Below are 24,755 nucleotides of genomic sequence, written 5' to 3'. Positions count from 1 at the left end.
GGCTGGCGGCCCGCCGTGCTCGGCGCGGGCGCCGACCGGCTGCCGCTGTGGGCGCCGCTGCGCTCGTTCGGGTTCGGCGACGAGGTGGTCATCCGGACCGCCGAGTTCGGCCTGCGGGGGCGGTCCATGCGCAACGTCCGGCAGGCCGTGCAGCGCACCCGCAACGCGGGCGTGACCACGCGGATCCTGCGGGAGGGGGACCTGGCGCCCGACCTGCGGGAGGCCCTGCGGCGGGTCGCGGCGCGCGCGCTGGGCGGCGCGGCCGAGCGCGGCTTCTCCATGAACCTGGACGAGCTGCTCACCGGCTACCGCGCCGACGCGCTGATCGCCGTCGCCCGCGACCGCGCGGGGGGAGCCGGTCGCGTTCCAGCGGTACCTGATCTCCGGGTCGGGGCTCAGCCTGGACGCGATGCGGCGGGCGCCGGGCGCCCCCAACGGCGTCAACGAGCGGCTCATCGTCGAGGTCGTCGGGTACGCGCGGCGGCACGGCGTGGCGGAGGTGTCGCTGAACTTCGCCGCGTTCCGCGCACTGCTGGAGTCGGCCGAGCGCGGGCTCGCCGAGCGCGCCGGCTACCGGGCGCTGCACCTGCTCGACCCGTGGATCGCGGTGGAGTCGCTGTACCTGTTCGACCGCAAGTTCCGGCCCGCCTACCGGCCGCGCAGCATCGTGTTCCGGTCCTGGTGGGACATCGCCCGGCTGGCGGCGGCGCTGCTGACGCTGGAGTTCGGCCGGACCCGGCCGGCGCCCGCGCCCGAGGAGCCGCTGCCCCGCGCCGCCGGGCTGCCGCAGCGCCCCTGATCGCGCGCCGGCCGCGGCCCGCGGCGGCGTCCGTTTCCCGGCGGCCTCGCCCCGGAACACTTCCCAAGCGAGCGCTTGGTACGCAATGATGGGGACCGGCGTTGTCCCGACCCGGCGCGCGCCGGGGACGCCGCGCCCCCGCGCACGCGCCCGGTGAAGAAGGAGCCGTAGCCGTGGCCGACCGCCCGATGAAGTTCTCGACCTTCCACCTGTTCCACCAGAACGCGGGCCAGAGCGCGCGCGAGGTGTACGACTACCAGATCGAGGTGATCGAGCTCCTGGAGGAGCTCGGCTTCGACGGGGTGTGGGTCGCCGAGCACCACTTCCGCGACTACGGCGTGGTGCCCAACATCTTCACGATGCTGGCCCATCTGGCGGCCCGCACCGAGCGGCTGCGACTGGGCACCGGCATCGTCGTGCTGCCGCTGCACAACCCCATCCACGTGGCCGAGGAGGCCGCGATGGTGGACCTTTTGTCGGGCGGCCGGCTGAACCTCGGGGTGGGCCGCGGCTACCAGAGCATCGAGTTCGAGAACTTCGGGCTCGACCTCGGCGAGGCGCGCGACCGCTTCAACGAGTGCCTGGACATGGTGGTCGGCCTGTGGACGCAGGACGACTTCGAGTACAAGGGGCGCTACCACCGGACCAAGCGCCCGCTGACGCTGACGCCGCGTCCGCTGCAGAAGCCGCACCCGCCGCTGCACGTCGCCGCGATCAGCCCGGAGACCGTGGAGATCTACGCCGCCCGCGGCCTGCCCATCCTGGCCGACCCCGCCGCGCCGTTCCGCAAGATCGCCAAGGCGGCCGAGACCTGGCACGCCGTGGCCGCCGCCCACGGCGTGGACGCCGCCGACGCCGAGCTGGTGGCCAGCCGCATCGTGTACGTGGCGCCCACCATCGAGCAGGCTCGCGCGGACCAGGCCCGCTTCGAGGCGATGTTCGACCGCTCGCGCATCTTCAACCCGCAGAGCGCGCCCATCGACTCGCGCACCGGCGAGACCGCCAAGGGGTTCGAGTACTACCAGAACCGCTACCTCAAGGGCGGCGCGGTCGACAGCGAGTTCCGCTGGGAGCAGCTGGAGGTGATCGGCGACCCCGAGCGGGTCATCGGCCAGATCCAGATGATCCGGGAGATGGGCTACTCCCACCTGATGTGCGACTTCGGCTCCACCCGGCCCATGCCCGTCGAGGAGATGAAGAAGGTCCTGAGGTTCTTCGCGGCGGAGGTCATGCCCGCCTTCCGCTGAGCCGCCGGGCCGCCCCGCGGGCCGCCGGGCCCTTCCACACCCCCCGGTTCCGTCACATCCAGGAGGCGCGATGTCCCTCGTACACCGGCTCACCCTCGGGGACGTTCTCGGCGAGCACCGGCGGAGCCGGCCGCTCGGCACCGCCGTGGTCGACGGCGACCTGCGGCTGACCTGGCCCGAGCTGGACGCGCGGGTGAACCGCCTGGCGGGCGCGCTGGCCGCCGACGGCGTGACGGCCGGCGCACGCGTGCTGTGGCTCGGGCGGAACTCCTTCCGGGTGCTGGAGCTGCTGCTGGCCTGCTCGCGCCTCGGCGCGATCTTCTGCCCGGCCAACTGGCGGCAGACCGCCGACGAGCTCGCCCACGTGCTCACCGACCTCGCCCCGGCCGTCGTGGTGTGGGAGGAGTCGGAGGCGGTGGAGAAGGCGCGCGGGCAGGTCACGCCCGACGCGCGCTGGGTCGAATCCGGCGAGGAGTACGAGTCGTGGGCGGCCGCGGCCGAGCCGACCGACCCGGACGCCGACGTCTCCCCCGACTCCCCCGTCCTCGCGCTCTACACCGGCGCGTTCGACGGACGCCCCCACGCCGCCCTGCTCAGCGACTCCGCGCTGGTCGCGCACAGCATGGCGCTGCTGCACATCCGGCAGATGGAGGACGGCTTCACCTTCCTGGCGTGCGGCCCGCTGTTCCACGTCGGGACGATGATGTTCACGCTGGCCACCTTCCAGCTCGGCGGCACGATCGTGGTCACCCCCGCCTTCGAGCCGGCGGAGGTCTGCCGCCTCATCGAACGGGAGCGGGTCACGCAGGCGTTCCTGTTCGGCCCGATGATCGACGCGCTGGTGCAGGCCAACAAGGACCGCGCGTACGACCTGTCGTCGCTGCGCTTCGTCTCGCACTCCCCGGAGTGGGACGAGATGATCACGGTGGACGACAGCCCGTGGTGCGCGTCCGGGATGGGCGGCTACGGGCAGACCGAGGTCGGCGGCATGCTGACGTTCCTCGGCCTCGGCATGGGCGGCCGGGGGACGGCGGGCCGGCCGTCGCCGCTGACGCAGGTGCGGATCCTGGACGCCTCCGGCGCCGAGGTGCCGCCCGGCGAGGTCGGCGAGATCTGCGCGCGCGGCGGCAGCGTGTTCTGCGGCTACTGGAACCGGCCCGAGCTCAACGCGGCCAAGACGGCGGGCGGCTGGCACCACACCGGCGACCTGGGCCGCCGCGAACCCGACGGCACGATCACGTTCATTGGCCCCAAGCTGCGCATGATCAAGTCGGCGAACGAGAACATCTACCCCGCCGAGGTGGAGCGCGCGCTGAAGACCCATCCGGCGATCGCGGACGCGGCCGTGATCGGCGTCCCGGACGAGCGGTTCGGCCAGTCCCCCAAGGCGATCGTCGTCCTGAAGGACGGCGCCTCCGCCACCCCCGAGGAGATCGTCGAGCACGTCCGCACCGAGATCGCCTCGTACAAGAAGCCGCGGTACGTCGAGTTCGCCGACGAGATCCCCAAACGCGGCTTCACACCCGACTACGACGCGCTCGACGAACGCTACGGGGGCGGCGCCTACCCGGGGTCATGACGTCCGCCGCGCGGATCGCGCGGACGGCTCCCCGCCCGCCGCGCCGCGCGCCGCGAGGACGGCCGCGCGGCCCGGCCGCGGCGGGCCGCTACAGGACGGCGATCGGCGTGATCGGGCTCGCGGTGCCGCCCTCGATGCGCAGCGGGGCCGCGACGAACAGGAAGTCGGCGGGCCGGGCCGCGGCGAGCTCCTCCAGCCAGAGCATCTCCGCCAGGTGGACGCCGTGCCGCCACAGGAGGATCAGGTGCAGGTCGTCGTCCGGGCCCTCGTCGGCGAGCTGGCGGTCGTTGAGGCCGCCGATCGCGGCGTTGTCGGCGGCGACCACGCTCACGTCGCGTCCGGCCAGCCAGCGGCCGCCGTCGGCGTCGAGCCCCGGCTGGCCGGACCAGTAGGCGTCCGGCCCCTGCTCCTCCCAGGTCAGGGGCCAGCCGGTGCGGATGACGGCGACGTCCCCCGGGCGCAGGTCGACGCCGGTCGCGTCGAGGCAGCCCTGCAAGTCGTCGGGGCCGATCCGGTCGTGCGCGGCCAGGTGGGGCACGCCGCGCAGCCTCGCCACGTCGAACAGCACGCCCCGCGCCACCACCGGCCCGGCCTTGTCGATGCCGCAGCGCTGCGCGCCGTACGAGCGCACCCGTCCGGCCGGGTGCCCGTTGTAGAGCTCGTCGCCCGACCACATGTGGCACAGCGCGTCCATGTGCGTGGTCGTGCCGTGCGGCGTGACGACGAGCGCGTCGTCGGCCATCTTCAGGCCCGCGCCGACCGCCCGCGCGCCCGCCGCGTAGTCGCCGCCGTCCACGGACATGAAGTGCTGCGGCAGCGGCCTGCCCCGCAGGTGCGGGACGGTGGTGGGCGCGGCCGACGACGTGGCGCCCCGGATCGGCATCGCCAGGCTCACCACGCGGCCCTCCCGCACGCACCGCGCCGCCGCGACGACCGTCTCGGGGGTCAGCAGGTTGAGGGTGCCGCGCTCGTCGTCGGCTCCCCACCGCCCCCAGTTGCCATGCCCCCAGTTGTCATACTCTTCGAACATCATTCGGTCAGACCTTCCTCGACGAGCGGAGCGGGCACATGACGCAGACGGCTCAGGGGTATTGCGATCCGGCCTTCGCGGCGGTGCGGGACGTCTTCGAGCAGCACTTCGCCGACGGCCTGGAACTGGGCGCCGCCGTCGCGGTGTACGCGGGCGACCGCAAGGTGGTGGACCTGTGGGGCGGCGTCGCCGACCGGCGCACCGGACGCCCGTGGCGGGCCGACACGCCGTGCTTCGCCTTCTCTTGCACCAAGGCGCTCACCGCGACCGCCGCGCTGCTGCTGGCCGAACGCGGCGCCTACGACGTCGACGGCCCGGTGACCGCGTGGTGGCCGGAGTTCGGCGCGCACGGCAAGGAGGGCGCGACGGCGGCGCACCTGCTGTCGCACCAGGCGGGGCTGCCGGTGCTGGCCCGCCCGTTCACCGCCGAGCAGGCCGCGGACCCGGCGGCGCCGGCGGCGGCGCTGGCGGAGCAGGAGCCCGAGTGGACGCCCGGCGAGGCGCACGGCTACCACGCGCTGACCTTCGGCTGGCTGGCCGGCGAGATCGTCCGGCGCCGGTCGGGGCGGACGGTCGGCGCGTTCGTGAAAGAGGAGTTCGCCGGGGCGCTCGACCTGTGGATCGGCGCGCCCGACGACGTCATCGAACGCGGCGCCAAGCTCACCAACAAGCGGCCCGCGCCGTCCCGGGAGGGCGAGCGCCCGGCCGAGGGCGTCCCGACGCCGGACGCCTCGCTGCTGAAGCGGAGGGCGGAGGCGGAGGCCGACCCCGGCAGCCTGATGAACCGGGCGCTCAACAACCCGCATCCGGGCACGAACGGTTTCAACAACCCGGTGGTGCTGCGTGCGGGCTGGCCGGGCGCGGGGATGATGACGACGGCGGCGGGCCTGGCGGGCTTCTACCGCGACCTGGTGGCCGGGCGCATCCTGCGGCCCGACACGCTGGCCGAGGCCCTCCGGCCGCGCGTGCACGGCCCCGACCGCACGCTCATCGTGGACTCCGCGTTCGGGCTCGGGTACATGCGCCCGGCGACGACGTTCCTCGTCCCGGAGGCCGGGCGCGGCACGGCGTTCGGGCACAGCGGCGCGGGCGGGTCGATGGGTCTGGGCGACGCCGAGGCCGGGCTGGCGCTGGCCTACGTGCCCAACCTGCTGAACTACGACCCGGGCGGCGACCTGCGCGCCTACCGCCTGCTCGAGGCCGCCTACGCGTCCCTCGGCTGAGCCGTCCGCGGCCATCACGCCATCGTGATGCCGCCGCTGACCGACATCGTCTGGCCCGTGATGTACCCGGCGCGGTCGGTGCACAGGAACGCCACCAGCCCGGCGATGTCATCGGGCCGGGCGATGCGGCGCAGCGGGATCTGCCGGGCGAGCTTGTCGAGCAGCCCCGGATGCCGCTCGGCCACCGCCCGTCCCATCGGGGTGTCGGTCGGGCCCGGGCACACCACGTTGCTGGTGACGCCGTCGCGCGCGGCCTCCCGGGCGAGCGTCTTGGCCAGGCCGAACATGCCCGCCTTGGTGGCCGCGTAGGCGCCTTCGCCGCCCGATCCGGCGCGCGCGCCGTCGGACGAGACGAACACCAGCCGCCCCCACCCGCGCTCGGTCATGCCGGGGAGCAGGGCCTTGGTGAGCTGCATGGGCGCGCGCAGGTTCACCTTCCACATCAGGTCCCAGTGCGCGGGGTCGCTGTCGGTGAACTTTTCGACGAAGCTGACGCCCGCGTTGTGCACCAGCACGTCGACCCGTCCCACTTCGGCGGTGAAGCGGTCGATGTCGGCGGGGTCGGCGAGGTCGACGCGGCGGGCGGTGCCGCCGAGGGCGGCGGCGACCTCCTTCGCGCCGGCGGCGTCGATGTCGGCGACGACGACGTGCGCGCCGAGGGACGCCAGGTCCGCGCAGACGGCGCGGCCGATGCCCCCGGCGCCGCCGGTGACCACCGCGACGCGTCCGTCGAGGCTCAGTCCGTTCACGCGCTCCTCCAGGCGGCGGCGAGGTCGGTGCTGGTGGCGCGGGCCGCCAGCAGGGCGATGGTGTGGGCCATGACGGCGTCGCCGTAGTCGGCGGGCGTGCCGGCGACGGCGTCGGTGACGACGACCACCCAGTAGCCGAGGTTCACCGCCTCCAGGCACAGTCCCGGGATGCCGAGGTTGAGGGACACGCCGAGGGCGACGACGGTGCGGACGCCGAGCGAGCGCAGCGTCACGTCCAGGGACGTGCCGGTGAACGGCGAGAACCCGTGGTAGCGGCGCGCCTCCAGGTCGACCGGGTCGTGCAGCTCCGGCAGCACCTCGACGGCGGGCGTGCCCTCCAGCATGTGCGCGGGGTCGCGCAGCAGTCCCTTGATGAACGGGCAGTTGTCGGTGTGGCTGCCGGCGCGGTCGGCGCGGAACGCGGCGGTGCAGTGCACGACGCGCACCCCGGCGTCCCGGGCGGCGGTGACGGCGCGGGCGGCGTTGGCGACGACGTCCCGTTCCGCGCACACCTCGACCAGGTCGGGGAAGCGGGCCAGGTCACCGACGACGCCGCGCTGCATCTCCATGACCAGCAGGGCGGTGCGGGCGGGGGCGGCCAGTGCGGCGAGGTCGATCGGCACGTGAACAATCTAGCACTTGCTTGGTAGACGGGGCCGGTAAGGTCCCGTCCATGGAGGTCCGCGACCTGCACGACTGGCCCGCCACGGCCCGGGAGGCCGAGGAGATCCAGGACCGGCTGCGCCCGCTGCTCGACCTGCGGGACCGCGGCCCGCTGCGGCCGCGCACGATCGCCGGACTGGACGTGGCGTACGAGCGCGACGGCGCCCGCGGCCCGTCCGGGCGCGGCGGACGGCTCGCGGCCGCGGCGGTGGTCCTGGACGCCGAGACGCTGGAGGTGGTGGAGGAGGCGACGGCCGCCGGCACCGCCGCGTTCCCGTACGTGCCCGGGCTGCTGGCGTTCCGCGAGCTGCCCGCGCTGGTCGAGGCGCTGCGGCGGCTGGAGACGACGCCCGACCTGCTGGTCTGCGACGGCTACGGGCTGGCCCACCCGCGCCGCTTCGGCCTGGCCTGCCACCTGGGCGTGCTCACGGGGCTGCCGTCGATGGGCGTCGCCAAGACCCCGTTCGTCGGCGCCTACGACCCGCCGGGCGAGCGGCGCGGCGACGCCGCCCCGGTGCGGCACGACGGCGAGGTCGTCGGCCGCGTGCTGCGGACCCAGGACGGCGTGAAGCCGGTGTTCGTGTCGGTCGGGCACCGCATCGGCCTCGACACCGCGTGCCGCCACGCCCTCGCGCTGGCCCCGCGCTACCGCCTCCCGGAGACCACGCGCCGGGCGGACCGCCTGTCCCGCGACGCGCTCGCCGCTCTGACGTCGTCCGCCTGAATATGTGTCGTCCGCCTGAATATGTGTCGTCCGCCTGAACCTGTGACGTCGTCCGCCTGAACTTCTGACAGCGTCCGCCTGAGCCGCACGCCCGCGCCCCGATCACGCCCGCTCCGGCGACCTTGTCGGCATACCAAGCGTGCGCTAGGTTGGTTGGCGATGGACCGCCCGCGCCCCTTCCCCGCGCCGACGCCGCTGACCGAGCCGTACTGGACGGCCTGCCGGCGCGGCGAGCTGGTGCTCCAGCGCTGCTCCGGATGCGCGCGGTTCGTGCACTTCCCCGAACCGTCCTGCCCGTTCTGCGGCGGCGCCGAACTCACGTACGAGCCGGTGTCCGGACGCGGCCGCGTACACACCTTCAGCGTCGTGCACCGCGCCTTCCTCCCCGGGTTCGCGCCGCCGTACGTCGTGGCCTGGATCGACCTGCCGGAGGGCGCCCGCGTGTTCGGGGACGTCGTCGGCTGCCCGCCCGAGGAGGTGCGGATCGGCATGCCGGTCCGGGTGGCCTTCGATGAGCTGGACGGCTTCGGCCCGATCCCCCACTGGAGGCCGGCGGCATGACGCGCATCGGCAATGTCCTGTACGTCGCGGAGCACCTGGACGAGGCGGTCCGCTTCTACCGCGACGCCCTCGGCCTGGCCGTGAAGTTCACCGACGGCGACCGGTTCGCCGCGTTCGACGGCGGCGGCGCCACGTTCGCGGTGGCCGGCCCGGACGAGGACGTCACCGACGGCGTGCCCGCGGTGTCGTTCAAGGTCGCCGACGTGGCCGCGACCGTCGAACGGGTGACCGCGGCCGGGGCGCGGCTCGTGCGCGGTCCCGAGGACGGGCCGCACGAGACCCGCGCCGTGCTGCGCGACCCCGCCGGCAACGCGTTCGTCCTCTACTCGCCCCGCACCTGACCAGGGACCGTCCCCCCGCCACCGACCGCCACCCCACCCCGAGCCGGAGCCGAAGGAGACGAGCCGTGGCGCGAGAGAACTCCCCCTACAGCAACTACGCCTACGCCATCCTCACCGCGAACGCCCGGCGCACCCCCGACAAGGTGGCGCTCACGTACTGCGGCAAGCAGAGCTTCACCTACGACCAGCTCGACCGCAGGGTCAACCGGGTGGCGCACGCGCTGCTGGCAGCCGGGGTGACGCCCGGCGCGCGGGTGGCGTCGCTGCTGAACGAGACGCTGCACGTCGCCGAGGTCTACCTGGCGCAGATGAAGATCGGCTCGATCGTCGCCGCGCTCAACCCGCACTGGCCCGCCGACACGCTGCGGCAGGTGGTGCGGCGCTCCGCGTGCACCGCGTTCGTGTACGACGCCACGGTGGAGGACGTGGTCGCGTCCATCCGCCCCGACCTGCCGGACGTCAAGCTGTGGCTGCGCGTCGGCGGACCGGGCGCCGACGCCGCCGACGTGGACGCGCTGGCCGCCGAGGCGAGCGAGGACGAGCCGCCGCTGGGCGGGTTCGGCGACGACCTGCTCGCGCTGTTCTACACCTCCGGCACGACGGGACTGCCCAAGGCGGTCATGCACACCCACTTCAGCTCGCTGGCGTCCGCGCAGATCTGGCTGGACATCGACAGCGGAGGCCCGGACGCCGTCATGGGCACGGGCGCGATCATCTGGGGCATCGGCTTCCCGGCGCTGGTCGGCCCGGCCTTCTACGCGGGCATGAAGCTGGTCCTGGAGCAGGACTGGGGGCCGTCGAACTTCCTGAAGGTGGTGCCGCGCGAGAAGGTCACCCACGTCAGCCTGATCCCCAGCTTCTTCTCCGCGCTGCTCGGCTCGGACGAGCACCGCGACGTCGACCTGTCGTCGCTGCGGACGATCGTGCTGGGCGGCGAGCCGCTGCTGCCGAGTCTGCGCGAACGCATCATGAAGCGGCTGCCGGGCGCGGCGATCTACAGCTACTACGGGCAGACCGAGGCGCCCTACACCTGCGTCGGCCGCCAGGACGACGGCAGCCAGGACATCGCGTCGGTGGGCCGGGCGCGCACGTCCTGCGCGGTGCGGATCACCGATCCGCGGGGCAACCGCGTCGTCGGCGAGGTCGGCGAGATCAACCTGTCCGGCCCGAACCTGATGGCCGGGTACGACGGGCAGCCCGACAAGACCGCCGAGGTGCTGCGCGACGGCTGGTACGTCGGCGGCGACCTGGGCCGCATGGACGAGGACGGGTTCCTCTACGTGCTGGGCCGCCGCGAGGACTCCATCCTCAAGGGCGGGCAGTGGACGCAGCCCGCGCAGATCGAGGAGGCGGCCGTCGAGGTGGAGGGCGTGGCCGAGGCCGGGGCCGTCGGGGTGCCCGCCCACCCGGAGGGCGGCGAGGCGGTCGAGCAGAAGATCCTGCTGGCGGTCGTCCCCCGGTCCGGGGCGACGCTGGACGCCGACCGGGTGCGCGCCGCGCTCGCCGAACGGCTGCCCGCCCACCAGGCGCCCGACGCCGTCGTCGTCGCCGACGAGCTGCCGCACACGCAGGACGCGTCGGGCGGGCCGGGCAAGCTGCTGCGGCGCGGCATCCGCGACCTGTACGCCGACCGCGTCCGGTGAACCGGGCCGATGACGCCGGTTCCCGAGCCCGCCGTCAAGGCGTGGATCCGAGAGTTCGGGGTGACCGTGCCGCGCGGCGCGACCGCTCCGTCCCCCGAGGACGTGGAAGCGGCCGCCCGCGGCCTGGCGCACCCCCTCGTGGTGAAGGCGTACGGGCCCGACCTGGTGCACAAGAGCGACGCCGGAGCCGTCCGCCTGAACGTCGGGTCGCCGCGCGCAGCGGCCGAGGCCGCCGCCGAGATGCGCGCCGCCCTGGCGGCGCGGGGCGCGGCGGCGGACGGCTTCCTGGTCGAGGAGCAGGCCGCGCCGGGCGTGGAGGTCATCGTGGGCGCCGTCCGCGATCCCGTGTTCGGGCCGGTGCTGCTCGTGGGACTCGGCGGGGTGTGGACGGAGGCGCTGCGCGACACGGCGCTGCGCCTGTGCCCGATCGCCGAGGCCGACGCGCGCGCCATGCTGGACGAGCTGCGCGGCCGCGCCCTGCTGGACGGCGCGCGCGGACGTCCGGGCGTCGACCGGGACGCGCTGGTCGAGGTGATGCTGGCGGTCGGCGGCCCCGACGGGATCGTCGACCGGCTCGGCGAGGGCTTCACCGAGTTCGAGCTCAACCCGGTGATCTGCGGTCCGGACGGCGCCGTCGCCGTCGACGCCCGCCTGCTCGGCGCCGACGCGCTGCCCACCGGGCCGCGCGCCCTCCGGCCCCGGCGGCGGCCCGGCGCGACCGACTTCGACCGCCTGTTCGCGCCGCGCGGCGTCGCCGTGGTCGGCGCGTCCACCAAGAGGCCCGGGTTCGGCAACATGTTCCTCGGCTTCTACAAGGCGGCCGGGTACAAGGGGACGCTGCTCGCCGTGCACCCCGAGGCCGGCGAGATCGACGGCGTGCCGTGCGTCCCGTCCCTCGCGGACGCCGCCCCCCACGTCGACTACGCGCTGGTGGCCGTGCCCGCGCGGCGGTGCCCCGACGTGGTGCGGCAGGCGGCCGGCATCCCGTTCGTGCAGGTGATGAGCGGCGGGTTCCGCGAGATGGGCGCCGCCGGGCTGGAGGACGACCTGCTGGCGGCGGCGCGCGAGGCGGGCGTGCGGCTGCTCGGCCCCAACTGCATGGGCGTGTACGCGCCGGCCGGCGGCCAGACGTTCCTCGGCGGCGAGCCGGGACGCCCCGGACGCATCGCGCTGGTCTCGCAGAGCGGCGGGCTCGCGGGCGAGGTCGTCAAGGTCGGGGAGCGGCGCGGGCTGGCGTTCTCCAAGGTCGCCACGGTCGGCAACAGCGCCGACGTGACGCCCGCCGAGCTGCTGCGCTACCTGGCGGCCGACGACGACACCGCCGTCATCGGCCTCTACCTGGAGGACCCGCGCGACGGCCGGGGCCTGTTCGAGGCGATGCGGGAGACCGGCAAGCCGGTCGTCGCGCTGGTCGGGGGCCGCAGCCGCCAGGGCCGCGCGGCCGCCGCGTCCCACACCGGCGGCATGGTCCGCGACGACCGCGTCTGGCCGGCGCTGGCGGCGCAGGCCGGCGTCGCGCTCGTCACCGGCCAGGACGACCTCATCGGCGCCCTGGACTTCCTCGACCTGCACGGCGCCCGCGACGTCGGCCCCGGCGGCGACGTGCTGGTGATCGGGCCGAGCGGCGGCGCGAGCGTCCTCGCCGCCGACGTGTTCGACGGTGCGGGCCTCGACCTCGCCCCGCTGTCCCGTGAGACGGAGGCCGCCCTGCGCTCCCTCGGTCTCGGCGCGGGCAGTTCCCTGGCCAACCCCCTCGAGATCCCCGTGGGCCCGCGGGCCGATCCCGACCTGGTGCGGAACGCCGCGAAGGCGATCCTGACCGAGAACCCGTTCACGGACCTCGTCGCGCACGTCAACGTGCAGAGCTTCTTCACTTTCGGCGGCACCGACCCCGCCCCGCTGCTGACGTTCGCCCGCAGAGTGGGCGTCCTCCAGGAGGAGGCGCCCCGCACCCGCGTCACCTTGGTGCTGCGCAACAGCGAATGCGCGCCGCCCGGGGTCGAGGACGACATCCGGCGCATCGCCCGGACCGCCGGGATACCGGTGTACCGCACCATGGAGGCCGCCGCTGCCGCAGTGGCCGCAGGAAAGACATACGCCGCGAGGAGCAGGCATGGGACGGCTTGACGGCAAGGTCGCGCTCATCACCGGAGGCGCGCGCGGCATGGGAAAGGCGCACGTGCGTCGCTTCGTCGCCGAGGGCGCCAAGGTGGTCTTCGGGGACGTCCTGGAGGACGAGGGCGCCGAGGTCGCCGCCGGCCTCGGTGACGACGCGCGCTTCCTGCGGATGGACGTCAGCTCGCCCGACGACTGGAAGACCGCCGTCGCCACCGCCGTCGACGTCTACGGCCGCCTCGACGTGCTGGTCAACAACGCCGGGATCCTCCGGTACCGGACCATCGAGGAGATGCCGCTGGAGGAGTTCCGCCGCATCCTCGACGTCAACCTCGTCGGGCAGTGGCTCGGCGTCAAGTCCGTCACGCCGGCGATGCGGGCCGCGGGCGGCGGCTCCATCGTCAACGTGTCGTCCACCGAAGGGTTCATCGGCGCCGCCGGGCTCGCCGCCTACTCCGCCAGCAAGTTCGGCGTGCGCGGCCTCACCAAGGCCGCCGCCCGCGAACTCGGCCCGGACGGGATCCGCGTCAACTCCATCCACCCCGGCGGCATCGTCACGCCGCTGGCGATGCAGGACGACATCGTCAAGGCCACCGCCGACAGCGCCGACGCCTTCCTCAAGGCGCTGCCGCTCGGCCGCCTCGGCCGCACGAAGGAGGTCACCGGGCTGGTGGTGTACCTGGCCTCGGACGAGTCCAGCTACTGCACCGGCGGCGAGTTCGTGGTGGACGGCGGAATGCTCACCGGCGCAGGGTACTGAGGTCCGGACGGCGCGCCGTCCACCCCTCCACGGCCTCGAGCTGGGCGGCCAGGGAGATGAGCGTCGCCTCGTCCGAGTCGTATCCGAGCAGCTGCGCCCCGATGGGCAGCCCCGACTCGCTCATGCCCGCCGGGACGTTGACCGCGGGCCAGCCCAGGACGTTCCACGGCCAGCAGTACGGGCACGCCGCGGCGACCCCCGACTGCGTCTTCCGGTACGGAACGCCGTCGAACGCCCCCACCTTCAGCGGCAGCTGCGCGGTGGTCGGCGTCAGCACCACGTCCGCGTACTGGAAGATCCTGCCGATCCTCCTCCGCAGCCCGGGGTCCATGCGCCGGGCCAGCGGCAGCAGCCTCCGGCCGACCGTCCTGCCGATCCTGGCCTCCATGGCCGTCCGCGGCTCCGGCCGCGCCCCCGGAAGGGAGTCCAGCCAGTCCGCCACGCCGGCCGTGCCGCGCGGCACCAGTCCCAGCACGACCGGCCCGTAGTCGGGATCGGCGGGGAACACCTTGTGCCCCAGCTCCGTGAGCCTTCGGGCCACGCGTTCCACCGCCGCCCGGATCTCCGGGTCGAGCCGGCCGCTCACCCCGAACGCGGTCGTGTACGACACGGCGATCTTCAGTCGCCGCGGCTCGGTCTCGGCCGCCTCCCGGAACGACGACACGGGCCTGTCGAGCCGGTACCGGTCCTCCGGGTGGCTTCCGGTCAGCACGTCCAGGAGCAGCGCGGCGTCCTCCACGCTCCTGGCCAGCGGCCCCCATACCGTGAGCCCGTAGAAGGGGTCGCGATGCGGGAACCCGGACACCCTCCCCCGCTGCGGCTTGATGCCCACCAGGCTCGTCCACGCCGCCGGGATGCGGATCGAGCCCGCCCCGTCCGACCCGACCGCCGCGGGGACCATCCCGGCCGCGACGGCCGCCGCCGACCCGCCCGACGACCCTCCCGGCGTGTGCCGCGGGTTCCACGGGTTCCGGGCGCGGCCGAACCCCGGCGACTCGCTGAACGGCCACAGCCCCAGCTCGCACGTCGTCGTCTTGCCCACGATGACCGCCCCGGCCGCCTTCAGCCGCCGCACCACCTCCGCGTCGTGCTCCTTCGGCAGGTGGTCGCCGGGGACGCCGAACGGCGTGGTCTCCCCCGCCAGGTCCGTGTCGTCCTTGATCGCCACCGGGACGCCGAGCAGCGGCAGCCGCTCCCCGTCCGCCAGCCGCCGGTCGGCCTCCGCCGCCGCCTTCCGCGCCGCCTCGGCGCACACCACTCGGAAGGCGCCGAGCCCGTCCAGCTCCGCGATGCGCTCCAGCGACCGTTCGACCAGCTCCTTCGACGTCACCGCGCCGTCCGCCAGCGCCCGCGCCTGCTCGGCCAGCCCTTCCACGCAGCACCTCCGGTCCCGTCCGGGGTATCGTTCGTTCGAACGAACGATAAGCGAACGCCGCCCGATCGGGAAGACTGGGGCCGATGAACGCCCGTGACCGCATCCTCCAGGCCGCCCTGCGCCTCATCGCCGAGCAGGGCGTCGGCGCCGTGACCAACCGCGCCGTCGCCCGCGCGGCCGGCGTCTCCCTCGGCTCGCTGACCTACCACTTCCCGAACCAGTCCGACCTGCTCCGGGAGGCCCTGCACACCTTCGTCGAGGCCGAGATCGCCCGCATCACCGACCGCGTCGAACGGCTGCGCGCCGCCGGCATCAGCGCCGAGGAGGCCGCCGACGAGGTGGAGAAGGCCATCATCGACTTCTCCTACGGACCCGAGCAGCTGGCGAACCTGGAACTGCACCTGCACGCGTCGCGCGACCCCGCCGTCCGCGCCACCTCGGTCCGCGCGGTCGAGGCCTACGACCGCCTCGCCACCGCCGTGCTGACCGCGCTCGGCATCCCCGACGCCGAACGCCACGCCCCCGCCGTCGTCGCCATGCTCTACGGACTGGCCGTCCGCCGCCTGTCCACCGGCGACACCACGGCCTCGGGGACGGCCGACGCCTTCCGCCTCCTCCTGCACGGCGCCCTCCCCCGCACCTGAACGCGCTCGCGACAGCGCTCGGTCACCGACTGCCCCTGAAAAGGCTTCGGCCCGTACGCCCCAAGAGCGGAATACGGGGTCGTACGGGCCGGCCGCCTGTCTCAATCAGGAACCTCGGGTCGGAACCTCAGCCGACGTTCGCTCTGCTCTCCAGCCTCTGCACCTCCGCCATAAGTCTTGCTGTGACACCCAGAACGTTATGGCGCCCGCCGCCCCCGGCGAACTCCCTTAAGGCTCCTTTAGGGAACGCCTGAGCCACGCTTATTCCGAACCATTCCCCGGCCCGCTATTGGACGCGAAGTCTGTATTCGGTTGCGTCACTTGCCCAGCGCGCCGTCACACAAAACGAAATAAGCGATCACTCTGCGTACGGCACGCGGCCGCGCTTCCTTATCCCGGCGGCTCCCGTCGGGTGATGACGTCGGTTTCGGTGCGGAGCGTCGGGCCGCGCGCGACACGGCGGACGGAACGGGCGGCGCCGCGGTCAGGTGCGGGAGTGGCGGCGGCGGACCAGGCGGCGGGAGCGGCGCGGCGGGGGCAGCCACTTGGTGCGGAACCACATCTGGATCTGCGCGCCGCCCAGGACGGAGCGGTGGATGCGCAGGTACCCGCCGGTGGACTCGGCGGCGCGGCGGGCGATGTCCAGGCCGAGGCCGGTGGAACCGCCGCCGCTCTGGCCGCGCTTCAAGGCGGCCTCGGGGTCGGCGATGCCCGGGCCCGCGTCGGCGACCAGGATGCCGGTGATGCCCTCCCCCACGTGCAGGGTGACGGCGAAGTCGGTGCCTTCGGGGGTGTGGCGGAAGATGTTGCCGAGCAGGGCGTCGACGGCGGCGGCCAGCTCGGCGGCGGGCAGGGGCAGCGGCGCCGGGCGGTCGGCGCCGATCAGCTCGCAGGAGCGGCCCTCGTCCTCGGCCAGCACGGACCAGAACTCCACGCGTTCGCGCAGCACCTTGGCGGCGTCGCAGCTGCCGCGGCGGCTGGGGCGGCGCACGGTGCGGATGATTTGGTCGACCTCGCGTTCGATGCGGTCCACGGCCTCGCGGGTCTGGTCGGCGACCGGCCCCTCGCCGAGGGCCTCGGCGTTGAGCCGCAGCGCCGCCAGCGGCGTGCGCAGCCGGTGGGACAGGTCGGCGGCCATCTCGCGTTCGGCGGCCAGGAGCTGGACCACGTGGTCGGCCATGGCGTTGAAGGCCATGCTCGCCTCGACCAGCTCGGGCGGCCCGTCCGGTTCGATGCGCACGCTCAGGTCGCCGGCGCCGAAGGCGCTCGCCGCCTCGGCCAGGCGGCGGGTGGACCGGATCATGCGGGCGCCCAGGCGGTCGGCCACGGCCACCGAGCCCGCGACGAGCGCGGCGGCCACGGCGGTCATCACGCCCCAGGCCTGCCAGACGCCGCGCGTCAGCTCCTCGTCGGGGATGAACACCTCGACGACGGCGGTGCGGCCCGCGTCCAGCGCCACGGGCTGCAGGAGCGCCCACCCGTCGGGGACGCGGGCGGTGTGCCAGCGGCCGCGGCGCCCGGCCTCGGCGAGCTGCTCGGGGCGGACCCGGACGACCTCGCCGCCCGGCTGCTTGGGCACCACGGTGCCGTCCGGCATGTGCACGGCCATCCGCCGCGCGGCGCCCGCCTGCGTGCTGGCCACGGCGCGCTCCAGGGCGGCCGGGTCCTCGGTGACGACGAGCACGGGCCCGAGGGCGCTGGCCTGCCGCTCGGCGGTCGTGAGCGCCCTGTCGCGGGCGATCTCGCGCACGGTCAGCGCCAGCGGGATGAGGAACGCCAGGGCGACCATGGAGGTGACCGCCAACGACACCAGCACCAGGGTGCGCCTCACGATCGCCTCCGCCCCTCGACTCCGTCCTCGCCGGTCGTACGCTCCGCGCCCGGCCGCGGTTCGGTCATGTCCGGTCTTCGGGCGCGGCCAGGCGGACGCCGACGCCCCGCACGGTGTGCAGGTAGCGCGGCTTGGCGGCGGTCTCGCCGAGCTTGCGGCGCAGCCACGACAGGTGCACGTCGATGGTCTGGTCGTCCCCGTAGGCCTGGCGCCACACCTCGGCCAGCAGCTCGCGGCGGGCCACCACCCGGCCGGGTCGGGCGGCCAGGTAGGCCAGCAGGTCGAACTCGCGCCGGGTCAGCTCCACCGGCGAGCCGTCCAGCGTCACCTCGCGGCGGTCCAGGTCGATGCGCAGGCCGCCCACGCGCAGCTCGGCGGTCGGCCCCGAGCGGGACGCGCGGCGCAGCACCGCGGTGAGCCGGGCGCTCAGGTGCTCGGCCGAGAACGGTTTGATCAGATAGTCGTCGGCGCCGGCGTTGAGCAGCCGGACGATCTCCGGCTCGTCGTCGCGGGCCGTCGCGATGATGACCGGCACGTCCGACACCCCGCGCAGCATCTTCAGCACCTCGCCGCCGTCCAGGTCGGGCAGCCCGAGGTCGAGGATCACCACGTCCGGCGGCGCCTGGGTGACCTCGCGCAGCGCGTCCATCGCGGTCCCCGCGCTGCGCACCACGTGCGACCGCGCGCTCAACTCCCTGATCAGGGCGGTACGGACGTTCGCGTCGTCCTCCACCACCAGCACACTCGCCATGCCCGAACCGTATGCCACCATGTCGTAGTGCGTCGCGCGATGTCGTATGTTGCCCCGTGGGCTGCTGCGACGGCATTGGCCGTCGGGCTGGCCTGGCTGGGCGTTCGCGACGTGGTGCGCGGCGCGGTGTCCGATCGTTCCACTCCCCCGCCGATCGCGGGGCCGGTGATTCACGCCAGTCCCCCGGACCGCTCGGCCGCCCCGGGCCCGGAGCCCGGCGCCGCAGCCCGTCCGGCGCCGTCGCCGCGGAGCGAGGACGACGGGGCTGCCGACGCGCACATCCGCAGCTACGCGGCGCGCGGGGGACGGGCGGCCATGGCGATCTCCGCGACTCTGGTGCGGCTGGTGTCGGCCACGCCCAACCCGGGGTTCGAGACGCGCGTCACGGAGGCCCAGGGCTGGCTGCGCGTCGACTTCCTCGGCAAGGACCACACCTCCTCGGTGATCGCCAGTTGGTACCAGCACGCCCCGATCGTGCGGGTGTACGAGTATGGCGGATAAGTCATCGCGAACCGAACATCCGTTGATCAGATCGCGTGTCGCACGTCGTAGCGCGCGGCGAATTCGATGAGGGCGGAGACGGCGTCGCGGGTGCGGGTCCAGGGGCGGACGATGAGACGGTCCACACCGAGCCGCTCCCAACGCCGTATTTCTTCGGGACCGGACAACGCGTAAGCGTGGACGGTGATTTCGAACGGATCGTCGGCGCGCCCGGCGGCCGCGCGCAGTTCTCGCAGGACGGCCAGTTTCGGACGGATTCCGTCGAGGGTTTGCGGCATGCTGATCCAGCCGTCGCAGAGGGCGGCGGCGCGGCGCAGGGCGGCGCGCGACTCGCCGCCGGCGTGCACGGGCAGCGGGCGTTGCACGGGTTTGGGTTCGAACGCGACCTCGGGGAAGTCGAAGAATTCGCCGTGGTGCTCGACGGTCTTCTCCGTCCACAGGCGGCGGGAGACGGCGATGGCCTCGTCCAGGCGGCGGCCGCGCGTGGCGAAGTCGATCCCGGCGGCGCGCCATTCGCCCTCGTACCAGCCCGCGCCGACGCCGACGATCGCGCGGCCGCCGGAGATCTGGTCGAGGGTGGCGAACGCGCGCGCGGCCGTGAACGGGTGGCGCAGGGCGTACAGGTAGACGGCGGTCCCGAGCCGCACGCGCTCGGTGACGGCCGCGAGCGCGCACAGGTAGGCGGGCGCGTCGAAGAGCGGCGTCTCCGGGCGGATGGCCGGTTCCGTCGTGCCGGGGTAGGCGGCGGTGGACAGGTCGGTGGTGAAGACGAGGTGTTCGGGCAGCCACACCGATTCGAACCCGAGCCGGTCGGCGGTCACGGCGAGCTCGCGCCACGCGCCGGGGTGGACGAGCCCGAGCGGCACGCCGAACTTCACGTCCACTCCCAGCGGGTGACGCGTCCGTCGGCGAGGTCGCGTTCGACGGCCCGCGGCGCGCGGGTCGCGGGGTCGCCGAAGCCGCCGCCGCCCGACGTCTCGACGACGAGGGCCTCCCCGGCGGCCAGGGGCTGGCGGGTGGCCTTGGCGCCGAGCGGTTCGCGGACGCCGTCGGCGCGTTCGCGGTAGTAGCCGCCCGCGCGGCCGGGCAGTCCGCCGGACGCGCCGGGCGGGGGGCGCAGCAGCCGGTCGCCGCGGGTGTCGACGACGGCGTCCTCCAGCATCCGGATGACGGTGCGGGTGCCGAGGCCGCCCCGGTGGCGGCCCGGGCCGCCGGAGTCCGGGATCAGCGACACCTCTTCGATCCGGACGGGCAGCCGCGCCTCGATCGGCTCGACCTGCGGGATGATGTTGCGTCCGCCGCCGAACAGCGCGCCGGTGGCGTCCGGCCCGTCGCAGCCGTCGCGGGCGCCCATGCCGCCGAGGTCGAACGACATGTGCAGCCAGGGGCGCCGCACGCCGCTGATGCTGAACGCCTGCAGGATGCCGGACGCGGCGACGCCGCCGGACGGGAGCGCGTCGGTGAGGGCGGCGAAGATGGCCTCCTCGGCGGCGGCCACGGTGCCGAAGCGGCCCCCGCCGGGATACGGGCGGGTGCAGTTCACCAGGCTGCCGCGGGGCATGCGCACCTCGACCGGGGCGAAGCATCCCTCGTTCATGGGCAGGGTCGGGTCGACGAAGCAGCGCAGCGCGTACATGACGCCGCCGTGGGTCTGGGAGAAGCCGGAGTTGACGGGCAGCGGGACCTGCTCGTCGGTGCCGGCGAAGTCGACGACGGCGCCGCCGGCGCCGTCCACGGTGACGGCGACGCGGACGAGGTGGCCGTCGTCGAGCCGGTATTCGCCGCGGTGCGTTCCGGCGGGCAGGGCGGCCAGACCCTCGCGCATGCGGCGTTCGGTGTGGGCGAGGTAGTCCTCGACGCCGCGCGCCAGCCCGTCGGGGGTGTGCGCCTCGATGATCTCTTCGAGGCGGCGGGCGGCGACGTTCACGCCGGCGATGAGCGCGCGCAGGTCGCCGACGAGCCGGTCCGGGGTGCGGCTGTTGGCGGCCAGCACGCGCACCAGCTCGTCGACCAGGCCGTCGGCGGTGGCGATGCGGACGGGCGGCAGTTGCAGGCCCTCCAGGTAGACGTCGGCGGCGTCGGAGGCCATGCCGCCCGCCGACAGTCCGGACAGGTCGGCGACGTGGATGAGGGTTCCGGTGAAGTAGGCGGGCGCGCCGTCGACGAACACCGGCCGGAACACCAGCAGGTCGTTGGCGTGGATGCCGCCCTGGTAGACGTCGTTGAGCAGGAACACGTCGCCGGGCCGCATCGCGGCGGGCGGGTAGGCGCGCAGGACGTACGGCAGGGCGCTGCGCAGGCTGGCGCATTGGATGAGGGCGGTCGAGAGGGAGTGCGCGACGAGGCGTCCGCGCGCGTCCAGGATGGCGGCGGCCGCGTCCGCGCCCTCGACGATGAACGTGGAGTAGGCCGACCGCACCACGACGATGCCCGCCTCCTCGGCGGCGACGCACAGCGCGTTGCGCAGGATCTCGGCGGTGAGGTCGCCGCGCCCCTCCGGCTCGCTCATCGCGGGCCTCCTTCGACGACGAGGGCGCCGTCGGCGGCGACGGCGCCGTGCCAGCCGGGCGGGATGAGCAGCGAGCACTGGGGCTCGGTGACGAGGCACGGCCCGGGGAGCTCCGCGCCCGGCGCGCATCCGGCGCGCGCGTGGACGGGGACGTCGCGGAAGGCGCCGTCGAGCCATACCGAACGGGTCCCGGTCGGCGTCGGCGGCCCCGTCCGGGCCGCGCCGACGGCCGCCGCCGACCCGGCCGGAAGGACGACGCGCACACGCGCCGTGGTCACCTCGACCGGGTCGCGAAGCTCGATGCCGTACGACTCGCGGTAGCGCTTGTAGAACTCCTCGGCGGCGTGGTGCACCACCTCGGGGGTGACGGGGCCGGGCGGCAGGTCCACGGTGAACGCGTGGGCCTGCCCGACGAACCGCATGCCCACCGATCGCGCGACCGTGCCCGGACCGTCCGCCTGCAGGTCGGCGCGTGCGGCGCGTTCCAGGTCGGCCAGGACGGCCGCCAGCCCGCCGAGCGCGTCCCCTCCCGAGGGAGAGGTGAGCGCGGCGACGGGCGCGAGGAACGTGCGGGCCCGTTCGACGGCCAGGTCCGCCTCCAGCAGACCGGCGGCGGAGCCGACGCCGGCCTGCGGCGGCACCAGGACGCGGCCGATGCCGAACCGCTCGGCCAGCCGCACCGCGTGCGTAGGGGCGGCGCCGCCCAGTGCGACCAAGGTGAAGCCGCGGGGGTCGATGCCGCGCCGGACGGTGACGACGTGGACGGCCGCGCCCATCTGCGCGTTGGCGATGTCGTGGACGGCGGCCGCCGCCTCCACCACATCTACGCCGAGAGGGCGGGCGACGTGCTCGGCGATCGCGGCGCGCGCCCGTGCGGGCGACAGGCGCAGCTCGCCGAAGCCTTCGGGGTCGAGGTAGCCGAGGACGAGGTCGGCGTCGGTGACCGTGGGCAGCGTTCCGCCGCGCCCGTAGCAGGCGGGTCCCGGGTCGGCGCCCGCGCTGCGCGGGCCGACGCGCAGGGTGCCCGCGTCCACCCAGGCGATGCTGCCGCCGCCGGAGCCGACCTCGGCGAGGTCGATCGCGGGGACCTTGATGGGCACGCCGGTGCCGGGGCGGCGGCCGCCGAAGCTGCCCTTGCCGCCGACCTGGAACTCGTGCGTGATGCCGGGCCGTCCGCCGCGGACCAGACCGGCCTTGGCCGTGGTGCCGCCCATGTCGAAGGAGATGAGGTCGGCCAGGCCGCGCCGCGCGCCGTGGCGGGCCGCGGCGATGACCCCGGCGGCGGGGCCCGACTCGATCGTGGAGACGGCGCGGGCGGCGGCCAGCGCGGCGGGCAGCACGCCCCCGGCGGACTCCATCACGTGCACGGGCGCGGCGATGCCGAGCGCGCGCAGCCGTCCGCCGAGGCGTCGCAGGTAGGCGGCCATGACGGGCCCGACGTAGGCCGACATCAGCGTCGTGGTGGCCCGTTCGTGCTCCCCCAGTTCCGGCCACACCGACGACGAGGCGACCACGGGGGTCCCCGCGGGGAGCCGCGCGCTGATGATCTCGGCGAGGCGGTTCTCGTGGACGGGGTTGAGGTAGGAGTGCAGCAGGCAGATCGCCACCGCCGACACGCCCAGCGCCGCGATGGCGTCGGCGACGCGGGAGGCGGCGTCCTCGTCCAGCGGCTGCAGCACCGTCCCGTCGGCGGCAATCCGTTCGGGCACGTCGAACGCGTGCGTGAGGGGAACGGGCGGTTCGGGGGGTTCGAACGCCAGGTCGTAGCGCTCTTCCTCTACACGGGCGCGGCGCCCGAGCGCCAGCATCGACCGGAAGCCCCGCGTGGTGACGAACGCGACGGGCACGCCGGTGCGCTCGAGGATCACGTTGGTGGCCAGCGTGGTCGCGTGGACGACGCGGTCGACCGCCCGCGGCGGCGTGCCCGACGCGGCGAGCACCTGCTCGACGCCGCGCAGCAGTCCGTCGGTGGGATCGGCGGGCGTGGTGAGGGTCTTGGCGACGTGCACCCCGCCGTCCGTCCCGGCGAGGACCACGTCGGTGAACGTGCCGCCGACGTCACTGGCCAGGGTGATGCCCATGGAGCGCCCTCCCCGCGGCCGCCGCTACCAACCTAGCGACCGCTTGGTACGGTAGCCGCCCCGCCGCCGGACGGCAAGGGCGCGCCCGGCCGCGGGGTCGGCGGCAGGACCGGCGACAGGGCCGGGCGCCCCTCTCACACAGACGTGAATTGGGCCACAAATGTCGGTTTGCGACCTGATCGTCGCGGGGTATCACCCTGCCCGAAAAATGATCAGACTCGGGGGCGGAAGGGAGTGTCCCCGATGGTGCTCGACCCGGACCAGGCGGGCCGCGGCGGTGCCCCGGACACCGGCGCGGACACCGGCGCGGACGCCGCGGCACGGCGCAGCCAGGTGCGCAAGGCCGCCGTCGCCAGCGTCGTGGGCACATCGATCGAGTGGTACGACTTCTTCCTCTACAACACGGCCGCGGCGGTCGTCTTCAAGGACGTCTTCTTCCCCAGCTCGACCGACTACGCGGGCACGCTGTCGGCGTTCGCCACGTACGCGGTCGGGTTCGCCGCCCGCCCGGTCGGCGCGGCGCTGTTCGGCCACTGGGGCGACCGGCTCGGCCGCAAGGCCACCCTCATCGTCACGCTGCTGCTCATGGGCATATCCAGCGCGCTGATCGGCGTGCTGCCCGGCGCCGGGACGATCGGCGTGGCCGCGCCCGTGCTGCTGGTCGTGCTGCGCATCCTGCAGGGCATCGCGGTCGGCGGCGAGTGGAGCGGCTCGGTGCTGCTGGCCATGGAATGGGGCGACCAGCGGCGGCGCGGGCTGATGGCCAGCCTCCCGCAGATCGGCGTGCCGATCGGTCTGATCCTGGGGACCGGCGCGATGACCGCGATCGCGCTGTCCGCCGAGGACGCGTTCACCTCCTGGGCCTGGCGCATCCCGTTCCTGCTGAGCCTCGTGCTGGTGGCGGTCGGCATGTGGGTGCGGCTGCAGGTCATGGAGACCCCGCTGTTCGCCGAGGTCCTGGAGCGGCGCGAGGTGGCGCGGGTGCCGGTGGCCGAGGTGGTGCGGCGGCACCCCCGGGAGATCGTGCTGAGCGCGCTGCTGCGCTGCTCGGAGCAGATGCCGTTCTACATCTTCACCTCGTTCGCGCTCACCTACATCCACAAGGAGCTCGGCATGGCGCACGGGCTGGCCCTGGGCGCCGTGACGCTGGCGGCCACGCTGGAGCTGGCCGCGATCCCGGCGGCCGGGCACCTGGGCGACCGGATCGGCAGCCGCCGCGTGTACGCGGCGGGCGCGCTGCTGGTCGCGGTGGTGGCCTTCCCGTACTTCGCGCTGCTCAACACCGGCGTCGCCGTGGTGGTGGTGATCGCGGTGATGCTGGCGCAGATCCCGCACTCCCTGCAGTACGGGCCGCAGGCGTCGATGATCGCCGAGAGCTTCCCGACGCGGCTGCGCTACGGCGGGGCGGGGCTGGGCTACCAGCTCGCCTCGGTCGTCGCGGGCGGCCCGGCGCCGCTGCTGGCGACCTGGCTGCTGCACGACTACGGCTGGTGGGCCATCTCCATCGCCATGGTCGTGTCGTCGGCGCTGACGCTGTCCGCGATGGCGCTGCTGCCCGACCGCTCCCGCGCCGACATCACGGCCGACGACGCCTACTCCCCCGCATGACCCGGCGCGCCGGGGCGCTCC

At 74.5% G+C, this 24,755-nt stretch carries 21 protein-coding genes and 2 pseudogenes; 14 read left to right on the top strand and 9 right to left on the bottom strand.

The genetic code is table 11. From position 1 onward, the window contains the following. Positions 1-15 precede the first annotated feature (15 nt). The 4 genes and pseudogenes from AR3_RS32950 to AR3_RS16300 form a co-directional block, all read left to right on the top strand. A pseudogene (locus AR3_RS32950) lies at positions 16-285 on the top strand (phosphatidylglycerol lysyltransferase domain-containing protein); the annotation flags it as partial. Positions 286-367: 82 nt separating this feature from the next. After that, positions 368-799 (top strand): annotated as a pseudogene (locus AR3_RS32225) (phosphatidylglycerol lysyltransferase domain-containing protein); the annotation flags it as partial. A 188-nt stretch (positions 800-987) separates the two neighbouring features. Next, the gene (locus tag AR3_RS16305) at positions 988-2,046 is read left to right on the top strand and encodes an LLM class flavin-dependent oxidoreductase (protein WP_067915071.1); all 1,059 of its coding nucleotides are present in this window, start codon (positions 988-990) and stop codon (positions 2,044-2,046) included. A 70-nt stretch (positions 2,047-2,116) separates the two neighbouring features. Continuing rightward, positions 2,117-3,625 (top strand): AMP-binding protein, encoded by a 1,509-nt coding sequence (locus AR3_RS16300; protein WP_067915063.1) that lies wholly within the window; start codon positions 2,117-2,119, stop codon positions 3,623-3,625. 88 nt (positions 3,626-3,713) lie between these two features. Here the strand turns inward: AR3_RS16300 and AR3_RS16295 are convergent, their stop codons facing one another. Then, positions 3,714-4,658 (bottom strand): cyclase family protein, encoded by a 945-nt coding sequence (locus AR3_RS16295; protein ID WP_169803845.1) that lies wholly within the window; start codon positions 4,656-4,658, stop codon positions 3,714-3,716. Positions 4,659-4,693: 35 nt separating this feature from the next. On the opposite strand from AR3_RS16295, the gene AR3_RS16290 reads away from it, so the two are divergent. Then, positions 4,694-5,878 (top strand): serine hydrolase domain-containing protein, encoded by a 1,185-nt coding sequence (locus tag AR3_RS16290; protein WP_067915062.1) that lies wholly within the window; start codon positions 4,694-4,696, stop codon positions 5,876-5,878. 14 nt (positions 5,879-5,892) lie between these two features. Here AR3_RS16290 and AR3_RS16285 read toward each other — a convergent pair whose 3' ends face one another. Both AR3_RS16285 and AR3_RS16280 read right to left on the bottom strand, forming a co-directional pair. Then, entirely contained in the window at positions 5,893-6,627 is a 735-nt protein-coding gene (locus AR3_RS16285; protein ID WP_067915061.1) for an SDR family NAD(P)-dependent oxidoreductase, read from the bottom strand. Beyond that, a complete protein-coding gene (locus AR3_RS16280) occupies positions 6,624-7,250 on the bottom strand; it encodes an isochorismatase family protein (RefSeq protein ID WP_067915060.1) in 627 nt (208 codons plus the stop codon). Before AR3_RS16280 ends, AR3_RS16285 begins: the two co-directional genes overlap by 4 nt. A 50-nt stretch (positions 7,251-7,300) precedes the next feature. Here AR3_RS16280 and AR3_RS16275 point away from each other — a divergent pair, with 50 nt between their 5' ends. From AR3_RS16275 to AR3_RS16250, 6 genes are all read left to right on the top strand, one after another. After that, positions 7,301-8,014, top strand: coding sequence for an endonuclease V (locus tag AR3_RS16275; protein WP_067915059.1), 714 nt, complete (start codon positions 7,301-7,303; stop codon positions 8,012-8,014). A gap of 159 nt (positions 8,015-8,173) precedes the next feature. After that, positions 8,174-8,575, top strand: a complete 402-nt coding sequence (locus AR3_RS16270; protein ID WP_067915058.1) for a Zn-ribbon domain-containing OB-fold protein — start codon at positions 8,174-8,176, stop codon at positions 8,573-8,575. Then, a complete protein-coding gene (locus AR3_RS16265; RefSeq protein WP_067915057.1) occupies positions 8,572-8,916 on the top strand; it encodes a VOC family protein in 345 nt (114 codons plus the stop codon). The genes AR3_RS16270 and AR3_RS16265 overlap by 4 nt, the downstream gene beginning before the upstream one ends. Positions 8,917-8,981: 65 nt before the next feature. After that, entirely contained in the window at positions 8,982-10,559 is a 1,578-nt protein-coding gene (locus AR3_RS16260) for a class I adenylate-forming enzyme family protein (protein ID WP_067915056.1), read from the top strand. 9 nt (positions 10,560-10,568) lie between these two features. Beyond that, positions 10,569-12,686 (top strand): acetate--CoA ligase family protein, encoded by a 2,118-nt coding sequence (locus AR3_RS16255; RefSeq protein WP_067915055.1) that lies wholly within the window; start codon positions 10,569-10,571, stop codon positions 12,684-12,686. After that, positions 12,673-13,434 carry a glucose 1-dehydrogenase gene (locus AR3_RS16250; protein ID WP_067915054.1) on the top strand — a complete coding sequence of 254 codons (762 nt, stop codon included), beginning with the start codon at positions 12,673-12,675 and terminating at the stop codon, positions 13,432-13,434. The genes AR3_RS16255 and AR3_RS16250 overlap by 14 nt, the downstream gene beginning before the upstream one ends. Here AR3_RS16250 and AR3_RS16245 read toward each other — a convergent pair. Beyond that, on the bottom strand, positions 13,415-14,809 hold the full coding sequence (locus tag AR3_RS16245; RefSeq protein ID WP_067915053.1) for an amidase: 1,395 nt from the start codon (positions 14,807-14,809) through the stop codon (positions 13,415-13,417). The two genes, AR3_RS16250 and AR3_RS16245, sit on opposite strands and share 20 nt — an antisense overlap. A gap of 83 nt (positions 14,810-14,892) precedes the next feature. Here AR3_RS16245 and AR3_RS16240 point away from each other — a divergent pair, with 83 nt between their 5' ends. Continuing rightward, entirely contained in the window at positions 14,893-15,453 is a 561-nt protein-coding gene (locus AR3_RS16240; RefSeq protein WP_067915052.1) for a TetR/AcrR family transcriptional regulator, read from the top strand. Positions 15,454-15,937: 484 nt separating this feature from the next. Here the strand turns inward: AR3_RS16240 and AR3_RS16235 are convergent, their stop codons facing one another. Beyond that, on the bottom strand, positions 15,938-17,284 hold the full coding sequence (locus tag AR3_RS16235; RefSeq protein WP_067915051.1) for a sensor histidine kinase: 1,347 nt from the start codon (positions 17,282-17,284) through the stop codon (positions 15,938-15,940). A 64-nt stretch (positions 17,285-17,348) separates the two neighbouring features. Further along, positions 17,349-18,035: a response regulator transcription factor gene (locus AR3_RS16230; RefSeq protein WP_067915050.1), complete on the bottom strand. Its 687-nt coding sequence runs from the start codon at positions 18,033-18,035 to the stop codon at positions 17,349-17,351. Between the two features lie 39 nt (positions 18,036-18,074). On the opposite strand from AR3_RS16230, the gene AR3_RS16225 reads away from it, so the two are divergent. Further along, positions 18,075-18,536 carry a hypothetical protein gene (locus tag AR3_RS16225; protein ID WP_083951579.1) on the top strand — a complete coding sequence of 154 codons (462 nt, stop codon included), beginning with the start codon at positions 18,075-18,077 and terminating at the stop codon, positions 18,534-18,536. A gap of 26 nt (positions 18,537-18,562) precedes the next feature. Here AR3_RS16225 and AR3_RS16220 read toward each other — a convergent pair whose 3' ends face one another. The 3 genes from AR3_RS16220 to AR3_RS16210 are packed head-to-tail and all read right to left on the bottom strand — an operon-like array spanning position 18,563 to position 23,126. After that, on the bottom strand, positions 18,563-19,414 hold the full coding sequence (locus AR3_RS16220) for a TIGR03619 family F420-dependent LLM class oxidoreductase (RefSeq protein ID WP_067915069.1): 852 nt from the start codon (positions 19,412-19,414) through the stop codon (positions 18,563-18,565). Continuing rightward, complete coding sequence (locus AR3_RS16215) at positions 19,411-21,045, bottom strand: hydantoinase B/oxoprolinase family protein (RefSeq protein ID WP_067915048.1); 1,635 nt, start codon at positions 21,043-21,045, stop codon at positions 19,411-19,413. Before AR3_RS16215 ends, AR3_RS16220 begins: the two co-directional genes overlap by 4 nt. Beyond that, the gene (locus tag AR3_RS16210; RefSeq protein WP_067915047.1) at positions 21,042-23,126 is read right to left on the bottom strand and encodes a hydantoinase/oxoprolinase family protein; all 2,085 of its coding nucleotides are present in this window, start codon (positions 23,124-23,126) and stop codon (positions 21,042-21,044) included. Before AR3_RS16210 ends, AR3_RS16215 begins: the two co-directional genes overlap by 4 nt. Before the next feature lie 243 nt (positions 23,127-23,369). Here AR3_RS16210 and AR3_RS16205 point away from each other — a divergent pair, with 243 nt between their 5' ends. Beyond that, positions 23,370-24,734 carry an MFS transporter gene (locus tag AR3_RS16205; protein ID WP_083951578.1) on the top strand — a complete coding sequence of 455 codons (1,365 nt, stop codon included), beginning with the start codon at positions 23,370-23,372 and terminating at the stop codon, positions 24,732-24,734. Positions 24,735-24,755 lie beyond the last annotated feature (21 nt).

The organism is Actinomadura rubrobrunea NBRC 15275, assembly GCF_001552235.1.
GTDB classification, from domain to species: Bacteria; Actinomycetota; Actinomycetes; order Streptosporangiales; family Streptosporangiaceae; genus Spirillospora; species Spirillospora viridilutea.
The sequence above is the reverse complement of the archived record's forward strand: the minus strand, read 5'-3'. Positions and strand labels throughout refer to the sequence as shown.

Excerpts from the sequence above, each read along its gene's own strand:
- AR3_RS16305 (WP_067915071.1), top strand. The coding sequence starts at position 988 with ATGAAGTTCTCGACCTTCCACCTGTTCCACCAGAACGCGGGCCAGAGC.
- AR3_RS16300 (WP_067915063.1), top strand. The coding sequence starts at position 2,117 with ATGTCCCTCGTACACCGGCTCACCCTCGGGGACGTTCTCGGCGAGCAC.
- AR3_RS16295 (WP_169803845.1), bottom strand. The coding sequence starts at position 4,658 with ATGATGTTCGAAGAGTATGACAACTGGGGGCATGGCAACTGGGGGCGG.
- AR3_RS16290 (WP_067915062.1), top strand. The coding sequence starts at position 4,694 with ATGACGCAGACGGCTCAGGGGTATTGCGATCCGGCCTTCGCGGCGGTG.
- AR3_RS16275 (WP_067915059.1), top strand. The coding sequence starts at position 7,301 with ATGGAGGTCCGCGACCTGCACGACTGGCCCGCCACGGCCCGGGAGGCC.
- AR3_RS16270 (WP_067915058.1), top strand. The coding sequence starts at position 8,174 with ATGGACCGCCCGCGCCCCTTCCCCGCGCCGACGCCGCTGACCGAGCCG.
- AR3_RS16265 (WP_067915057.1), top strand. The coding sequence starts at position 8,572 with ATGACGCGCATCGGCAATGTCCTGTACGTCGCGGAGCACCTGGACGAG.
- AR3_RS16255 (WP_067915055.1), top strand. The coding sequence starts at position 10,569 with ATGACGCCGGTTCCCGAGCCCGCCGTCAAGGCGTGGATCCGAGAGTTC.
- AR3_RS16250 (WP_067915054.1), top strand. The coding sequence starts at position 12,673 with ATGGGACGGCTTGACGGCAAGGTCGCGCTCATCACCGGAGGCGCGCGC.
- AR3_RS16240 (WP_067915052.1), top strand. The coding sequence starts at position 14,893 with ATGAACGCCCGTGACCGCATCCTCCAGGCCGCCCTGCGCCTCATCGCC.
- AR3_RS16230 (WP_067915050.1), bottom strand. The coding sequence starts at position 18,035 with ATGGCGAGTGTGCTGGTGGTGGAGGACGACGCGAACGTCCGTACCGCC.
- AR3_RS16225 (WP_083951579.1), top strand. The coding sequence starts at position 18,075 with ATGTCGTATGTTGCCCCGTGGGCTGCTGCGACGGCATTGGCCGTCGGG.
- AR3_RS16215 (WP_067915048.1), bottom strand. The coding sequence starts at position 21,045 with ATGAGCGAGCCGGAGGGGCGCGGCGACCTCACCGCCGAGATCCTGCGC.
- AR3_RS16210 (WP_067915047.1), bottom strand. The coding sequence starts at position 23,126 with ATGGGCATCACCCTGGCCAGTGACGTCGGCGGCACGTTCACCGACGTG.
- AR3_RS16205 (WP_083951578.1), top strand. The coding sequence starts at position 23,370 with ATGGTGCTCGACCCGGACCAGGCGGGCCGCGGCGGTGCCCCGGACACC.